This is a genomic window from Aeoliella mucimassa (assembly GCF_007748035.1).
In the GTDB taxonomy this organism is placed as follows: Bacteria; Planctomycetota; Planctomycetia; order Pirellulales; family Lacipirellulaceae; genus Aeoliella; species Aeoliella mucimassa.
Map to the genome: position 1 here is coordinate 651,937 of NZ_CP036278.1, position 13,586 is coordinate 665,522.

The 13,586-nt window shown below is 59.5% G+C and carries 16 protein-coding genes; 8 read left to right on the forward strand and 8 right to left on the reverse strand.

What is annotated here, in order from left to right; genetic code table 11:
• Positions 1-107: 107 nt before the first annotated feature.
• On the reverse strand, positions 108-632 hold the full coding sequence (locus Pan181_RS02670) for a sigma-70 family RNA polymerase sigma factor (RefSeq protein ID WP_197528852.1): 525 nt from the start codon (positions 630-632) through the stop codon (positions 108-110).
• A 215-nt stretch (positions 633-847) separates the two neighbouring features.
• Positions 848-1,348, reverse strand: a complete 501-nt coding sequence (locus Pan181_RS02675; RefSeq protein WP_145245362.1) for a hypothetical protein — start codon at positions 1,346-1,348, stop codon at positions 848-850.
• An 82-nt stretch (positions 1,349-1,430) separates the two neighbouring features.
• Here Pan181_RS02675 and Pan181_RS02680 point away from each other — a divergent pair, with 82 nt between their 5' ends.
• Positions 1,431-2,246 carry a formylmethanofuran dehydrogenase subunit C gene (locus tag Pan181_RS02680; RefSeq protein ID WP_145245363.1) on the forward strand — a complete coding sequence of 272 codons (816 nt, stop codon included), beginning with the start codon at positions 1,431-1,433 and terminating at the stop codon, positions 2,244-2,246.
• A gap of 194 nt (positions 2,247-2,440) precedes the next feature.
• Here the strand turns inward: Pan181_RS02680 and Pan181_RS02685 are convergent, their stop codons facing one another.
• The 5 genes from Pan181_RS02685 to Pan181_RS25865 form a co-directional block, all read right to left on the reverse strand.
• Complete coding sequence (locus Pan181_RS02685) at positions 2,441-3,775, reverse strand: coiled-coil domain-containing protein (protein ID WP_145245364.1); 1,335 nt, start codon at positions 3,773-3,775, stop codon at positions 2,441-2,443.
• A 54-nt stretch (positions 3,776-3,829) separates the two neighbouring features.
• On the reverse strand, positions 3,830-4,504 hold the full coding sequence (locus Pan181_RS02690) for a hypothetical protein (protein WP_145245365.1): 675 nt from the start codon (positions 4,502-4,504) through the stop codon (positions 3,830-3,832).
• Positions 4,505-4,534: 30 nt separating this feature from the next.
• Positions 4,535-5,101: an RNA polymerase sigma factor gene (locus Pan181_RS02695; RefSeq protein WP_197528853.1), complete on the reverse strand. Its 567-nt coding sequence runs from the start codon at positions 5,099-5,101 to the stop codon at positions 4,535-4,537.
• Between the two features lie 492 nt (positions 5,102-5,593).
• The gene (locus Pan181_RS02700) at positions 5,594-5,902 is read right to left on the reverse strand and encodes a winged helix-turn-helix transcriptional regulator (protein ID WP_197528854.1); all 309 of its coding nucleotides are present in this window, start codon (positions 5,900-5,902) and stop codon (positions 5,594-5,596) included.
• Between the two features lie 187 nt (positions 5,903-6,089).
• A complete protein-coding gene (locus Pan181_RS25865) occupies positions 6,090-6,230 on the reverse strand; it encodes a hypothetical protein (RefSeq protein ID WP_197528855.1) in 141 nt (46 codons plus the stop codon).
• A 360-nt stretch (positions 6,231-6,590) separates the two neighbouring features.
• On the opposite strand from Pan181_RS25865, the gene Pan181_RS25870 reads away from it, so the two are divergent.
• From Pan181_RS25870 to Pan181_RS02725, 6 genes are all read left to right on the forward strand, one after another.
• On the forward strand, positions 6,591-6,743 hold the full coding sequence (locus Pan181_RS25870) for a hypothetical protein (RefSeq protein ID WP_197528856.1): 153 nt from the start codon (positions 6,591-6,593) through the stop codon (positions 6,741-6,743).
• A gap of 212 nt (positions 6,744-6,955) precedes the next feature.
• Positions 6,956-7,258 (forward strand): hypothetical protein, encoded by a 303-nt coding sequence (locus Pan181_RS02705; protein ID WP_145245368.1) that lies wholly within the window; start codon positions 6,956-6,958, stop codon positions 7,256-7,258.
• 216 nt (positions 7,259-7,474) lie between these two features.
• Entirely contained in the window at positions 7,475-8,062 is a 588-nt protein-coding gene (locus Pan181_RS02710) for an ANTAR domain-containing response regulator (RefSeq protein WP_145245369.1), read from the forward strand.
• 353 nt (positions 8,063-8,415) lie between these two features.
• A complete protein-coding gene (locus tag Pan181_RS02715) occupies positions 8,416-8,631 on the forward strand; it encodes a CsbD family protein (RefSeq protein ID WP_145245370.1) in 216 nt (71 codons plus the stop codon).
• Between the two features lie 106 nt (positions 8,632-8,737).
• Positions 8,738-9,349, forward strand: a complete 612-nt coding sequence (locus Pan181_RS02720) for a PRC-barrel domain-containing protein (RefSeq protein WP_197528857.1) — start codon at positions 8,738-8,740, stop codon at positions 9,347-9,349.
• 283 nt (positions 9,350-9,632) lie between these two features.
• Positions 9,633-9,800, forward strand: coding sequence for a DUF1328 domain-containing protein (locus Pan181_RS02725; RefSeq protein ID WP_145245371.1), 168 nt, complete (start codon positions 9,633-9,635; stop codon positions 9,798-9,800).
• 97 nt (positions 9,801-9,897) lie between these two features.
• Here Pan181_RS02725 and Pan181_RS02730 read toward each other — a convergent pair whose 3' ends face one another.
• Positions 9,898-11,349 (reverse strand): serine/threonine-protein kinase, encoded by a 1,452-nt coding sequence (locus tag Pan181_RS02730; RefSeq protein ID WP_145245372.1) that lies wholly within the window; start codon positions 11,347-11,349, stop codon positions 9,898-9,900.
• Positions 11,350-11,808: 459 nt separating this feature from the next.
• Here Pan181_RS02730 and Pan181_RS02735 point away from each other — a divergent pair, with 459 nt between their 5' ends.
• A complete protein-coding gene (locus tag Pan181_RS02735; protein ID WP_145245373.1) occupies positions 11,809-13,476 on the forward strand; it encodes an NHL repeat-containing protein in 1,668 nt (555 codons plus the stop codon).
• Positions 13,477-13,586 lie beyond the last annotated feature (110 nt).

Sequence of the window (13,586 nt, forward strand, 5' to 3'; positions counted from 1 at the left end):
ACTTAGGTTCCTGGAGGGTGCATGGAATGCACCAAAATTGGGGGATGCTTTGTCGTAACGCAGGCAACCATCTGGCGAAGCGTTACTCTCGGTGCATTGCCTGCACTCTACGATTTGATTTTTCGTTCAATACAATCCCGCAGCAGCTCGCGGATGCGGCGCAACAGGCTTTTCACCCCTTCGGGCTTCATCTCCAGTTCGGTGGCAATCTCCACTCGGCTACGACGGTCGGTGTAATGCAGGTCGAGGGCCCGACGGGCGCGGCCTTCGAGGGTTTCGAGGCAGTGGTCGAGGGCCTCCAGGTAGGGATCGACTGGGCCGTCGCCGACCATTTCGGCCCACACTGCGTCGGCCGCTTCGAGTTCTACTTGGCTTGGTTCGCGACGCTGCTGGCGGCGAAGTATCAGCAGGCGGTTGCGGGCGGTCGTTCGCAGGTAGCTAGCTGCCTGGCGGGCCGATTCGTACACGAAATCGGAGCGGTGAACAGCCAGAAAGGTCTCCTGCACCAAGTCGTCCGCCTCGGTGGAATCCGCCCCCAAGTAGCGGACGTACCGCCAGACCGTGGCCTGATGATCCTCGATCAACTGGGCCAAATCTGGCACTACGGCGGATGGCGAAATGGGGACGCTCACGGCGGTCATGGTAGTAGAGTGCCAGCGGCGGGAGAAAAGGGGGTACAGAAATCAAAAAATGGCAAAATCATCGAGCCGTAGCAAGCGGAAGCCTGTGTCGCTGGGGCAATTCGCCGGAGAATCGCAGTAGCGATCTACCCCTCGCCAGTTGGAGTTCTCGATAAGCCAGGTGGTTTATTCTGAAGGAAAACCACGTCCTCTGGACGTGGTCACAATCAGGTGGCTACGCCGTACTTCCACTTATTAAACAAATGAGCACGCCCTCCGGGCGTACACTTGAAAGCCCCCGGCTCTGCCGGGGGATCATTTACTCCGCGGGATCCTCGGCGGCTTGCGACTCCTTCTTCTTCTTCTTCTTTTTTCTGCCAGCGAATCTGATCGCTCAGGTGCCACCAGCGACCCAGGCGAAACAGTGTTTGGCAGCCGCAAGCAACCATCGCAGGGCCAAACAGCACTCCGCCGATCACCGAAGCAACGTCCAGCACGTTTCGCAGCACCGAGTTCCACGCCTCGTTCGCCTGGGGTTGATGAATCCAGTGGGCGATGGAAATCGAAACGCCGCAACCAGCTAGGCAGATGAGCGTCAGCACCGCAAAACCAATCGTTTGCTCTTTGGCTATCAGCCGCTTTTCGTCGAGCGAGAGACTCGGTTTCGCGGGCTCGTCCGCGGACTGCGGGGCCTGGTAGGGGTTCGGGGACTCACGGTTGGCGTTCATCTCTCTTATAGTAACGGTTCAGCCTGGCGAGGCGTAGCTCGTCGGCTGCGATTGCGTTCACGCCGACTAGCCGAGTGGTTTCGTGCTGCATCTTCGCCCCCGTTCGCTCGACCGCACGCCTGTCTCAATGGCCGGGGTGGTGCCCGACGCGCTGGCCGATAAGTCGCTGGCCGAGATCGAGCGGATCGACCTCTGGCAAGGCAATCGTCAGGTGCCGCTGGCCGAGTTGTTCGACGTGGCCGGCGACCCCGCGGATTTGGTGATCCGCATCGAGGGCGATTGCTCCTCGGCGCACGACCTGGCGGCCGACATGCAACAAGGCGAGCTGCACGTGGTGGGCTACGTCGGTCGACATGCAGGGCAGGGGATGCGCGGCGGGCTGCTGAGCATCTCGGGCGACGCTGGCGACTGGCTCGGCGCGGCCATGCGCGGTGGACGCATCGACGTGACCGGCGACGCTGGCAACCATGTCGGCGGTTCGTTGCCAGCAGCCAAGGTCGGCATGCGCGGCGGGCAGATCGTCGTGCATGGCAACTGTGGTACCCACGCTGGCGAGCGGATGCGACGCGGCTGGATCACCGTGGTCGGCGACTGCGGTGAGTGGGCAGGCTACCAGATGCGAGCCGGCACCCTCATGGTGCTCGGCCAGTGCGGCCCGCGGGTTGGCTCTGGCATGCGTCGCGGGACCATCGCCTTGCTCGGCACCGCACCGACGCTGCTGCCGACGTTCCGCTACGCCTGCGATTTCGCCCCGCAGGCGCTCACCTTGATGCTTCGCGACCTGGCCGAGCAGGGACTCGACGTATCGAGCACTTCGGCAAGCTACTCGCTGTTCAACGGCGACCTACTGGAAGGTGGGCGCGGCGAGCTGCTGGTGTTGTTGGACCCCCTCTCCTAACCTCGTTCCCACGCTCTGCGTGGGAACACCCGGAAGGCCGCTCTGCGGCCATGGTGGTCGCCACGTATGCGGCGCTCGTCGTATTCAATGGCCGCTCACTGCATCTGCGACCGCGGAGCGGTCCACTCTGCATTCCCACGCGGAGCGTGGGAACGAGGTTAGGAGAAGGGGAGAGGGACATGTAGTGGTTGGGATCAACCGCCCCAGGGGGTGATGTGAAGCTCTGGCTGCACTAAAAGTTCTTGCACTGACTGAAGATTCTGCAGCGAAGCTTGGGCACCTCGCAACTCTCGTTCCAGCGTTTCGATATCCAACTCCAATTGCTTCTGGCCGACTTCGGCATTGAGTCGCTGAGCGTACGCCTTCTTCGCCCGCTCGACTTCATCGGCCATGGGGACCTCCTGCCCTTCAAGCTGGTCGAGGTCAATCAACACGGTCGTGAGCATCGTGTTCAACTCAGCGAGCCGGTCGCCATACTTTTGCTGTTTAAGGCGATCGATCTCTTGCAGATAGGCGAGGCGTGACCTTTCTACGTCGCGTTCAAGAAGATGTTGTGCCTCACTATAGTTCCGCTGGTTCGTATGTAAGGCAGCCCGCAATTGTTCAATGTGTCTAAGTAGTTCCGAGTCCTCTTCTCCAGCGTCTTTCAATAAGTTGGCACGTTCCTGCAGTTTCTCAATTTCCTTAGCGGTAGCTTCTTCTTTATCCTTTAGCCAGGTTCCGTTCTTAGGGAGCTCCTCTTTCAATCTGGCTTGACTCTTTTCAAGCTGTTCCTTCAGTTGGGTGAGCACCACGTTGGGTTCTTCGGCAATCGATCTCGCTTGCTCCTCCAGCATCTGTAGCTGTTTCTCAATCGCTTCTCGCCGAGCCTGCAACTGCAGTTGCTCGAGCCGGGCACCGCGCTGTTGGTTTTTGAGTTCAAGGTAGTTGTTACGCAGGGTGTCGGCGTCCTCGATGGTCTCAAGTTTAAGGCCGACAGAATCCCTGCGATAGATCTCGAGCTTCTTTTGTAGCTCGCTGATGAGTTGGTTGAGACGCTCCATTTTTTGTTTCGACGTCTGCAGCTGACGAGCATATTCCGACTGCCAGACACGACCGACTCGTTCGGTAAACATCTCGACTAAAAGCGGCCCTGATTGGTTTTCGACCTCGGTTCTCAAATCGGGCGGGACGTTGACGATGGCGGCCTGGAGTTGAACGACGCGTCCAAACGCGTGCTGGTATCTGTCACCTCGGCTCACCTCATCAACCCTCATCATATGGACTTCAAACTGGTTGGCCGTTTCCTCATCGACCAGCGAATCGAGCTTCTGCTTGAACTCGGAGCGAAAGCCACTGGTGAACAGCGCACTGAGCGAGCTTTCGTCGAGCGGTGGTTCCGACGAGCCACCGGTGATAAGCAGCGACGTAGAAATGTTTACGACTCCCGGTAAGGAGGAGGCTGCTTCCTGCGCAGAGCTGGGAGCCGGCGCAGCGACTGCCGCCAGTACGAAAAGGGTGAGCATCGTGTTCGCGTAACGTTTCATCATGAAGACTCCGTTTGGGGGAGAAAATAGGAGAAAGGGTTTCTGCAGTCGACGGTATTAAGGTGCTTGCGACAGCATCCGTTGGGCTTGTCGGCCCCACTGGGTGTCGGGGTAGATCGATGCGATCTGGCGGTAAGCTTGCTGCGCGCGATCGGGATGCTTGGCCGCGTCGAGGTCGGCCAACTGCAACTGCAACGCGGCCGAACGCGACCGCTGGTAGTCGTATTCCAGCTCGGTAGTGTCGACCGCCAGCTTATGTTCGAGTGCGGCGACTTGCTCGCGAAGTTCCGCGAGGCTTGGTTCGCCGGGGAGTCGATCATCGGTCGTCAGCTCGGCATCATTTGTCGGCTGGTCGATCAGCGCGTTCAGTTCGGCTGCCTTGGCCGACCACTGTGCATTGAGTTCGGCCGTTTGTTGTTCGAGCCTTGCCAGGTCGGCGCGAATCGCGTCCCAACTGTCAGCCATCGCCGGAGTTGTAGGCCCCAGCGAGGTCTCGGCCAGCGTGGGCGAGTCGCCGGAGGTGTTTGGTTCGTGCGACGTTTGGGCGAGCACACCGAGCGTTACCAGTCCACCAAGCATCATTGCAGCGACGGTACTTACGGTGCGGCGGCGGCGACGATCGCGAGCGCGGGTGACCAGCCGCTCGGCGTCGAGCGTTGGGCGCGTTGCGGGGTGGTCGCTCTCGGCCAGGCGAGCGAGCAAGGTTTCGAGTTGGGAATCGTTGGTTGGCATTTTGGGTGGATTGAAAAACGAAGCGTACGCCTACGAGGGATCGATCAGCGCGGGGTCGAGTAACGTCCGCAGGGCGTCGCGGGCGCGGGAGAGTCGGGTAGTGGTGGCACCGGGGCTGATGCCTAGCGTTTCGGCAATATGGTCGATGCTTTGGTGTTCGAGGTAATGCAGCACGATCACTTCGCGATGCGTGGCCGAAAGCTCGGCGATCGCTCGCTGCACATGCTGGTTGGTTTCGTCTTGTTGCGAGTGGGTGTCGGCCGCGGGAGCGGTGCGGTTTGGTTGTTGACCCTTCCACCACGACAGCAACAGGTGCCGCCGCCGGTGCTTGCGAAGGTACGCCCGGCACTGGTTCACTGCGATCCGCGTGAGCCAGGTCGCGAGGGTCGATTGCCCGTTGAATCGTTGTCGCGATTCGAGGGCGCGTAAAAAGGTCTCCTGTACCAGGTCGTCGACGGCTTCGGGGTGTTGCCAGCCCAGCATGCGAACCACCAGCCGAGTGATGTCGGACTGGTGAATGTCGATCGTGTGCTGCGCGGCCGCCATGTCGCCCTCGGCAAACTGGCGGGCCAGTGATTGCTGGTGGGGCTCGGGCATTGCAGGTCGGGCAGAAGCGGGGGCGAAGCCGCCCGCCTGTCGCGTTGCTGCACGCCGGTGGATGGCGGATAGTTCCATCATTTGCCCTATTAGATGCGCGGGGGTGCCGAAGCTTACGTGCTTTTTACCAGATTTCTGGCCGGGCGACCGAAACGCAACGAATGGGGCGAAATCACGGGGGGGAACAGGCTTGCAGGCGAACGTGGCTCACTGGATTCAGCGAGCGATGCGGTGAGAGAGGCCCGAAATTCAAGGGCGGCCGCCGGTCGGTGGGGTTTCCATCGATCGGCAGCCGCTCCCTTCGTGGCCAAGTGGCAAGACCGGTGAATCATGCCCCGCAATTCGCCCGCAGGGTGCCAGGGGGGCGAAAGTTCCCCGAAAAAACCTTGCCCGCTGCGCGATTGTTCCGATTGGCGAGCCGGGAGAAGCCGCCGAACATCCCAGAGCGGAGGAGTCGAGGAGCCTTGAGCCCCTGCCGAAGCCCCGAGCAGGTTACGCCACCCAGGGCGGGTCGTACTCCAAGCCGACCGACGCCGAGCAGAACCCCCGCCGGTGGTGCTGACGCCGACGATACGCCCGCGCCTGGCAGGCAACGCAAGGCAACTGCACCCGCGCGCCGCAGTGGGGGCAGCGGCCGATCCGCTGCACCCCGCTGTGGTCGACCTCGCTACGCTGGGTGCGGGTCGTTTGCAGGGCGGTGGCCAGGTTGTTGACCGTACCGCGGCTAACCCCCAGTCGGGTGGCGATTTGTCGCTGGCTAAGTTTCTCTTCAGCAAGCAACATCCGAATTTCGTTGATCATCGTTTGAGTAAGCATGAGGCTCGCAGTGGGTTGCAAGAATCGAGAGAACAGGTGAATTCAGCGGGAATCGCCTAATCGGGCGACCGACCAGGCGATTCCTTGTGGTGCTACAGTCCGGCGTGCCAGGAGCCCGAGCGGGCAGGCAGGGCGGTTTAGGCGGGAGCGATCCCCCGCGCGGGGCGAGCGATTACTCCTCGTCCATGTCGAGCAGGTCAAACCAGAAATCCCCCTCCTCGGGGTAGGGTTGCTCGTCGTCGGGCAGGAAAACATCCCAGGCTTCGTCAGGGATTTCCCTCGCGGTCGTAGTGTTCGTGCGTTCAGTATTCATGAACGCAAAGGTAGCAGATCAGGTGGCCAAAAACCATCAAGAACTGGACAAATTTATGTCCCTTTTCTGCGCCGAGTTTGTCGAGTTGAATGCCGGAAATTCAGCGGCCCGATTTCCCCAGCGAGCCTGGAAAGCGGATAGTGGACCCGCGAGTCTTGTTCGCCCGTTGCGTCACGAATCTGGCCCATTGGTCGCCGGCCAGTCGGAGGAATCGGTACAACCCACACTACACGGCGCTCGCCCGCAATGAATCAAGAGCAGCAGGGTGGTGGTTCGATAAAGGTTGGAGAAGGCATGGAATGCCGTCCCCGCACCACGGAAGTGTGCCCCATCCCCGCACGCACTCCGAGGAGTCCCGCCATGCCATTCGATGCTGTTCTGCCAGTACTTGGAACCTGCTTTGTTGTCGCCTGGGTGTTTATCGGCGGTTTGATGGTGAGCGATACGCTGCGCGATGCGCGTCGTAGCCGCGTGGACGGAGCGAGCGACGTTCCGCCTCATCACTTTGCTTAAGCAATGCACTCTCAGGTTGTCGAGCGATCTGTTTGGTGTTCGTCGCTCGACCGCTGGGCGAGGCAATCAGCAGGAAACTACCACCATGCGCTTGTTCGCACTGGTGTAGCGTCGCAGGAAACGCTTGCTAAGATAAGGGATGGCACCAACATCAACGACGCAGCAATGATCGTGAAATCGGTTCGCGATCGTAGGCGGTACACCAGCGGCACATGTTCACCAAACCCTTACAACCTGGCGACTGGGTAGTCTACCGCAAGCAGAAGTACAGCACTTCGCCCGGCCCCCGCGCCAAGCAGGTAGCGGCCGCTCCGCTCGGCGAGAGCTACACGTACGTGGTTCATAAATTCTGGGTCGTGAAACAACAGGTCGACGACGCGCGGGTACTCTTAATCACGCGCACCGGCAAAGAGCACACGGTGCGGCTGGCCGACCCGAATCTACGGGCTGCGCGCTGGTGGGAGCGATGGCTGTACGGCGAGCGGTTTCGTGAGACCGAAAAACTGCTGGTCTAGTCCACCGATTTTGCCGCAATTTTTCGCCGCCACACGCGGCCTCTATCTTGCCCAGATCGCAGGCAATAAGCAGAATAGCGAAGTCCCCAAGGCGGGCGGGATTTTGCTTGTGGGCAAGCAACCACCTGGCGACCTTGGCTGGCGATGTCGGCAGGCCAGTCGGTTGCGGTGTCCTGGTTCCTGCTTTTCAAGATCATTTGGTTGTGAGCTGCACTCATGGAAGCCTTGCTGACCGTCGTCCTGGCACATGCTGACACGCAAGTACGCGAGCAATTAACGAACATCCTGACGAGCTTTGGGCACAAGCTGCACGCGGTTTGCGAAACCACGAGCGAACTGCTGGCCGCTTGTTATCCCAAGCCTCCGCAGATGATTGTCACTGGCATCATGCTGAAGGATGGCCACTCGATCGATACGTTGCTGTCGATCAGCGAGATCGAACCGACTCCGGCCGTGGTGGTGACCGATCGCGATTCGCTGGCGGATGCCGAGCAGGCACTCAAGGATCACGTGATGGCTTACCTGGTGGAGCCAGTGACCGAGGAAGACATCAAGCCGACCATCTTCCTCGCTCGCCAGCGCTTTCGGCAGTTCGAAGAACTGCGGGCGGAGAACAAGGACCTGCGTCAGGCGCTGGCCGACCGTAAGGTAGTGGAGCGGGCGAAGGGCATCTTAATGGCATCGCAGAACCTGAGCGAAGACGAGGCGTATCGCAGTTTGCAGAAGCTCGCCCAATCGAAACGCAAACGGCTGGTCGAAGTGGCCGATGCCATTCTCACCGCAGCCGAACTCGATGCAGTGTAAAACTACGATCACTGCATTTGGTGAGTGAGTAAACATTGTCGCTTCGGGTGACCGAATGCAACGTGGTTTGCGATTCTCTAAATTGCGTTTAGTGCTATCGAACAAGATAAAAAACTTGTTTCACTTGGTTGTCGCCAATGCCAGGCTCCCTATAGTACTTGCAGAGCCGCAACGATTGGCGGCTACTAATGATGCAACACCGACGACCATGGCGTGTCGTTTTAACCTTGCATCACCGGCCTACGACAGCCCGGCTTTGGACAAAATCCGATGCCGGGCTTTTTCGTAACTGGACGCGAAGGTTGCGCTCGTTATTTGCAACAATATTCGTATCCCTAACAAAGGAGGTTCCGATGAATTGGGATCAAGTAGAAGGCAAATGGAAGCAAGCAAGTGGTGCTGCAAAAGAGAAGTGGGGAAAACTCACCGACGACGATTTGCAGCAGATTGATGGCAAACGCGATCAGCTTGTCGGCAAAGTACAGGAACGCTACGGCATCGCCCGCGAAGAAGCGGACAAGCAAGTCGAAGAGTTCACTGGCACCTGCCAGACCACCTGCTGCAGCTAGTTCACACGAGCTAGTTCATCCATCCCCCCAGACACAAATGTTTGGGAAGACGTTTCGCACGGAACGTATGCGACGTATTGAAGAAAAAAACCGAAAGGACAGAGTGATGCGTATTCTATCCCTTACTACCGCTTTGATTACTTCTGGCGCTATCTCGCTTACCTCGCTGTCGCCCGCCATGGCGCAGGACGGTAACGCTCAGCAACGCCAGGCACGACGAGCCACCGTGTCGTCTGCCAAGCTGGATGAAACCACGCGAGGCAACACGGTAAGAGCCAGCCATCTAATCGGCATGAACATCGTCAATCGCGAAGGCGAAGACATCGCCCAGATTAACGATCTGGTACTCGACGCCAAGACCGGCCGCATCAATTATGTGGCCGTCCAGTACGGCGGTTTCCTGGGAATGGGCGACAAGTTGTTCGCCGTACCTTACGATGCACTCCATGTTCGTCATAACCCGAATGCCGACGCGAGTAACCACGACGCTCAGCCGGTACTGATGCTGAACGTTACCGAGCGACAGCTCGAAGGTGCTGAAGGCTTTGACCAGGATCAGTGGCCCGACTTTTCGGACCGTGATTACACCGGTAGCTTGCAAAAGCGTTATGGCGTAGGAAAAGACCGCGCCGATCGCAATCGCGATCGTGACCGCGATGGTGGTGTAAACGTCGATATTGGCCGTCGTGGCATCAATGTCGATGTTGGTGACGAATAATCCACCTCACCTCGACAACGATCTACGTCGCAACGTGTGGCAGCGTTGGTCGCAGTCTCCCCACGATTGCGATCACGCGGCCACACGAAAGCGACGCAGCGAGTAACCAGCGATCTCGCCGATGGATTGCTCTCAGGGGGTAAAACAATCGGTGGTAGATGCGACGTACTTCGCTAGTTCGCAATGCAAGGGATGTTCGCGCTCGGCTTTCTAAACCTTCCAGACTTTAGCGAGTTTGAGCGCGACGCCCCATGCGACTGGCACTAAATAAAGGAGACTTACCATGCTTGGTTGGGCACTCACTTTCTTTTTGATTGCATTGGTTGCTGGTGTTCTCGGCTTCGGTGTTGTGGCCGGAACGGCAGCCTGGATTGCGAAAGTTTGCTTCGTGCTATTCCTGGTGCTGTTTGTCGTCAGCCTGGTGGCTGGTCGACGTCCGACCGCAATATGACGAAGAAGGAAGCGAATTTCACATTCGCCGAATCTTTCTGGGACAATCAAAGACACGCGATCCTACGGGTCGCGTGTCTTTTTTTATGCGCCAAAGGTTACAGATCCAGACTGTAGAAGAGTTCGACCAATTCTTGATCGGTCGGAAGTTCTTGCACGTCGGTCGTCGATACTAGCTGGCGGTGTCGACGAGCTTCGTCCAGGTTGCCTAGCTCCGAGTAGGCAATCGCCAAGGCGACGTTGGCAAACGTCCGCACATTCTTTTGATTGCGGGGAGCGTTGGCCAGTTCCTCGAGCGGTTCGAGCGCCTCGCGATACTGACCTTCGTGCAGATAATGGCGGGCGAGTCCCTGCTTGGCCAGGTTCACCTCGGCGATGTTCGCGTCGGGATGATCGATGGCCGCTTGCCACCCGGCCGGGGTGTCGATCATGCGGGCGTGGAACAATTGTTGGATCGCTGAATCGTGATTCAGTACGTCGGGCTCGCTGTCGGCCAGTACGTAGGGACGTCGCAACAGGAACGCGAGGGCCGCGCCGGCCAGGGCCGCGACCACAATCAAGCGAATGATGCGTCGGCGTTCGAAGTTCGGCAGTTGCAGCGCGCGGGTGCCGCGCATCAGCTGATCGAGTTCGCTGGTCGCTTCGATCTGCGACGACGACAGCGTGGCCAGGTCGCTGGCCGACCAATTCTCGGGGCCTTCGGCCCAGCCTTCGTCGGAAGCTTGCTTGGCAAGCGATCGCAGCGCGTGCAGGAGTTCGAGTGGGGTGGTATAGCGGTCGTCGGGCTTCTTGGCCATCATGCGTTCGACGAGCGCGACCAACGCCGGCGGGGTGGCTGGAGCGTGGGTGGTGATCGGCAACGGCTGCTTGTTCACGTGCTGCACGGCCACCGACAGCGGGGTTTCGCCCTGGAACGGCGGCTCGCCTGCCAGCATGTGATACGCGGTAACGCCGAGCGAGTAGATGTCGCTCCGGCTGTCGACCGGGCGGCCTTCGATTTGCTCGGGGCTCATGTAGAGCGGGGTCCCCATGGTGACCCCCGCTTGGGTGCGATTGTTCGCGCTGTCGGTCGTTACGCGGGCGAGTCCGAAGTCGGCGACTTTCACCTCGCCGGTGCGGGAGAGCATGATGTTCTCGGGCTTCACGTCGCGGTGCACGATGGAGCGTTCGTGGGCCTTCGACAACGCCGCGGCCACTTGGCGAAGGATGTCGAGCACTCGCCCTGGTTCTACCTGGCCATGGCGTCGCATCCACTCGGCCAGATTTTGTCCGGCCACGTACTCCTGGGCGATGAAGTGCGACCCGTTGGCCTGACCCACTTCGTAGACTTGCACGATATTGGCATGCACCAGTGCGGCAGCCGAGCGGGCTTCGTGCTGGAAACGCTCGACGTAGTTCGGCTGGGCTGCGAGTTCCGACGAGAGAACCTTGAGGGCGACCTGCCGGGCAAGCGATTGCTGTTCGGCAAGATAGACCTCGGCCATGGCTCCGCGACCGAGCCGGCGGAGCACGCGATAGTCGTTCAGTTGCCTGCCAGTAAGGTCGGACAAAGAGAGTCGATCCGCAAAATAATTGCCACAGAATCATCTTCGGGCAGCTCCGCCGCGCTTGCCCGAGGCAAGGGGTCGTGCCCCGACACCATGGTAAGTGAGACATCGCTCGAGCGGAATCGCCTCTTCGGCTCCACCAAGCTCCAGAAGCCCAACCCAAGGGATTGTCACCACTTACGCAACGCCGGAGGTCCCGGCGCGATACTTCATTCTATCGCAAACAAGTTGTTCGTGTCAGAATGGGGGAAGATTGTCCAAATTCTTGAACTTTTCATGGAACCATCCGGGCTTCGCATTCGTCCAACCATTTGCCAGCACTGGCTGGAATAAAATGGGTTCTTTTTAACGATTCGCATGGCAATAACAGGGGGATAGGGCGATAATCGATCGTCTCTGGAGAATAACTCTTCTGTTTGCCGCACCTGCCCACACTTTTTTACCCACGGAGGCTCTCTAGTTATGTCGCATCAACACAAAGGTCTGCTCTTTGGAGCAGCTAGCCTGGCAGCCATTGCGTGCCTGGCGCCGTTCGGCCAGGCCGAAGAAGCGGCCAAGGCCGAGCCGGCGAAACCTGCCGTACGCGTGCAGGCGGTGCCTGCGATTCCGCTAATGAAAGCCACGAAGCTAGCCGAACCACGTGGGCTACAGCCGGCCGCGCAGGTTGCTTGCACCGATGGCGAGTGCCCCACCTGTGAAGCGTGCGAGGCAGGAACCTGCACCGACGCGAACTGCCCCGCGAAGCTAGCTGCCCAGACCGTGAGTGTCGAGCTGTCGGCCGCTGGTAGCGATGCCGAACTCGGCACGCCGACCCACCACCAAACCAAGATTCTCAAGGCCAACCAGGAAGGTCTCGAGTCGACCAAGCTCAACTGCTTCTGCATGACCCTCGATGGCCGGGTGCTTGCCGGTTGCGGAACCGACGAGTCGAACGGCGAGATTCGCGTGTTCGACAGCAATGGCGACTACGTCGAGTCGTGGAAGACCCCTGTGATGGTCGAAGCCATCAACGTCCGCGCCAGTGATGGCCAGGTGTTCGTCGCCGGCAATGGTAAGCTGGTGATGCTTGATGATGCAGGTAATGTAAAGCTAGAGAAGCAGTCGCCGCATGCCTCGGTGAGCGAAGAGCAAGCCGCCAAAATGCGCGAAGCGGTCATCGCCCAGCTAACCCAGCGGGTCGAGATGTACAAGCAGCAGGCTAAGATCTACGACCAGCAGATCGACACCTACACCGAAAAGGTGAAAGAGCTGAAAGCCAAGCTTGAAGCCCAGGACGAAGACGCCGAGGATGAGGATGCCGAACGCGTTCGCAAGATGCTCACTCAGCAAATCACTCAGTTCGAGCGGGTGAAGACCAGCTTGGAGAAGACCCGCGAACTGTGGGATCAACGCATCGAGCAACTCGGCGACGCCGAGCCAAGCGATGAGGACATCCAGAACCAGATCAAGTCGCAGATTGCCCGTAAGCTGGCGGTCGCGTCGATTAGTGCGGTCGGCGATAAAGTGTACGTTGCTTGCTCCGAGTCGGTCGGCTACGGCTACTGCGTGTGGGCGATTAGCGACGATTTCGAGTCGGGCGAAGAGCTGGTCGGCGACCTCCGCGGTTGCTGCGGCCAGATGGACGTGCAAGCCAACGCCCAAGGCATCTACGTCGCCGAGAACTCGCGCGATCGCGTAATCTGCTACGGTTTCGATGGCGAAGAAGTCGTGTATTGGGGCCACGCGGCCCGCGATGGCATCCGCGGCTTCGGTAGCTGCTGCAATCCCATGAATGTCGCCTTCGGCCCGCAAGACACGGTTTACACCGCCGAGAGCGGCACCGGTCGCATCAAGCAGTACTCGTCGAAGGGCGAGTTGCTGCAGGTCGTCGGCTCGGCCGATCTGGTACCTGGCTGCAAAAAGGTATCGATTGGGGTTAGCCACGATGGCAATCGCGTGTTTATGCTAGACATTACTCGCGATCACATTGTGATGATGGACCGCATTCCCGCCGACGAGCGGGCAGCCATGGTGGCCCAGGCCGCTGCGGCCGAAAAGGCGGCCAACGAGCCGGAAGAAGACGAGGCCAAGAACACCCAGGCCAGCACCACCGCCATTCAGGTGCTGCGTGCCTTGGTTCCTGCCAACTAGCCGTGAAGCCAAGCCATGCCTTGCTCTCGGCTACCACCGAGAGCAAGGTGTCGGCATCCGGAAGCACCAACGCCCGGTGCAATGCCGCGGAACACGCCAGGCATTGCTTC

What these genes read in the sequence shown, in the direction of transcription:
- Pan181_RS02675 (WP_145245362.1), bottom strand. Translation starts at nt 1,348, where the DNA reads ATGAACGCCAACCGTGAGTCCCCGAACCCCTACCAGGCCCCGCAGTCC.
- Pan181_RS02685 (WP_145245364.1), bottom strand. Translation starts at nt 3,775, where the DNA reads ATGATGAAACGTTACGCGAACACGATGCTCACCCTTTTCGTACTGGCG.
- Pan181_RS02690 (WP_145245365.1), bottom strand. Translation starts at nt 4,504, where the DNA reads ATGCCAACCAACGATTCCCAACTCGAAACCTTGCTCGCTCGCCTGGCC.
- Pan181_RS02695 (WP_197528853.1), bottom strand. Translation starts at nt 5,101, where the DNA reads ATGCCCGAGCCCCACCAGCAATCACTGGCCCGCCAGTTTGCCGAGGGC.
- Pan181_RS02700 (WP_197528854.1), bottom strand. Translation starts at nt 5,902, where the DNA reads ATGATCAACGAAATTCGGATGTTGCTTGCTGAAGAGAAACTTAGCCAG.
- Pan181_RS25865 (WP_197528855.1), bottom strand. Translation starts at nt 6,230, where the DNA reads ATGAATACTGAACGCACGAACACTACGACCGCGAGGGAAATCCCTGAC.
- Pan181_RS25870 (WP_197528856.1), top strand. Translation starts at nt 6,591, where the DNA reads ATGCCATTCGATGCTGTTCTGCCAGTACTTGGAACCTGCTTTGTTGTC.
- Pan181_RS02705 (WP_145245368.1), top strand. Translation starts at nt 6,956, where the DNA reads ATGTTCACCAAACCCTTACAACCTGGCGACTGGGTAGTCTACCGCAAG.
- Pan181_RS02710 (WP_145245369.1), top strand. Translation starts at nt 7,475, where the DNA reads ATGGAAGCCTTGCTGACCGTCGTCCTGGCACATGCTGACACGCAAGTA.
- Pan181_RS02715 (WP_145245370.1), top strand. Translation starts at nt 8,416, where the DNA reads ATGAATTGGGATCAAGTAGAAGGCAAATGGAAGCAAGCAAGTGGTGCT.
- Pan181_RS02720 (WP_197528857.1), top strand. Translation starts at nt 8,738, where the DNA reads ATGCGTATTCTATCCCTTACTACCGCTTTGATTACTTCTGGCGCTATC.
- Pan181_RS02725 (WP_145245371.1), top strand. Translation starts at nt 9,633, where the DNA reads ATGCTTGGTTGGGCACTCACTTTCTTTTTGATTGCATTGGTTGCTGGT.
- Pan181_RS02735 (WP_145245373.1), top strand. Translation starts at nt 11,809, where the DNA reads ATGTCGCATCAACACAAAGGTCTGCTCTTTGGAGCAGCTAGCCTGGCA.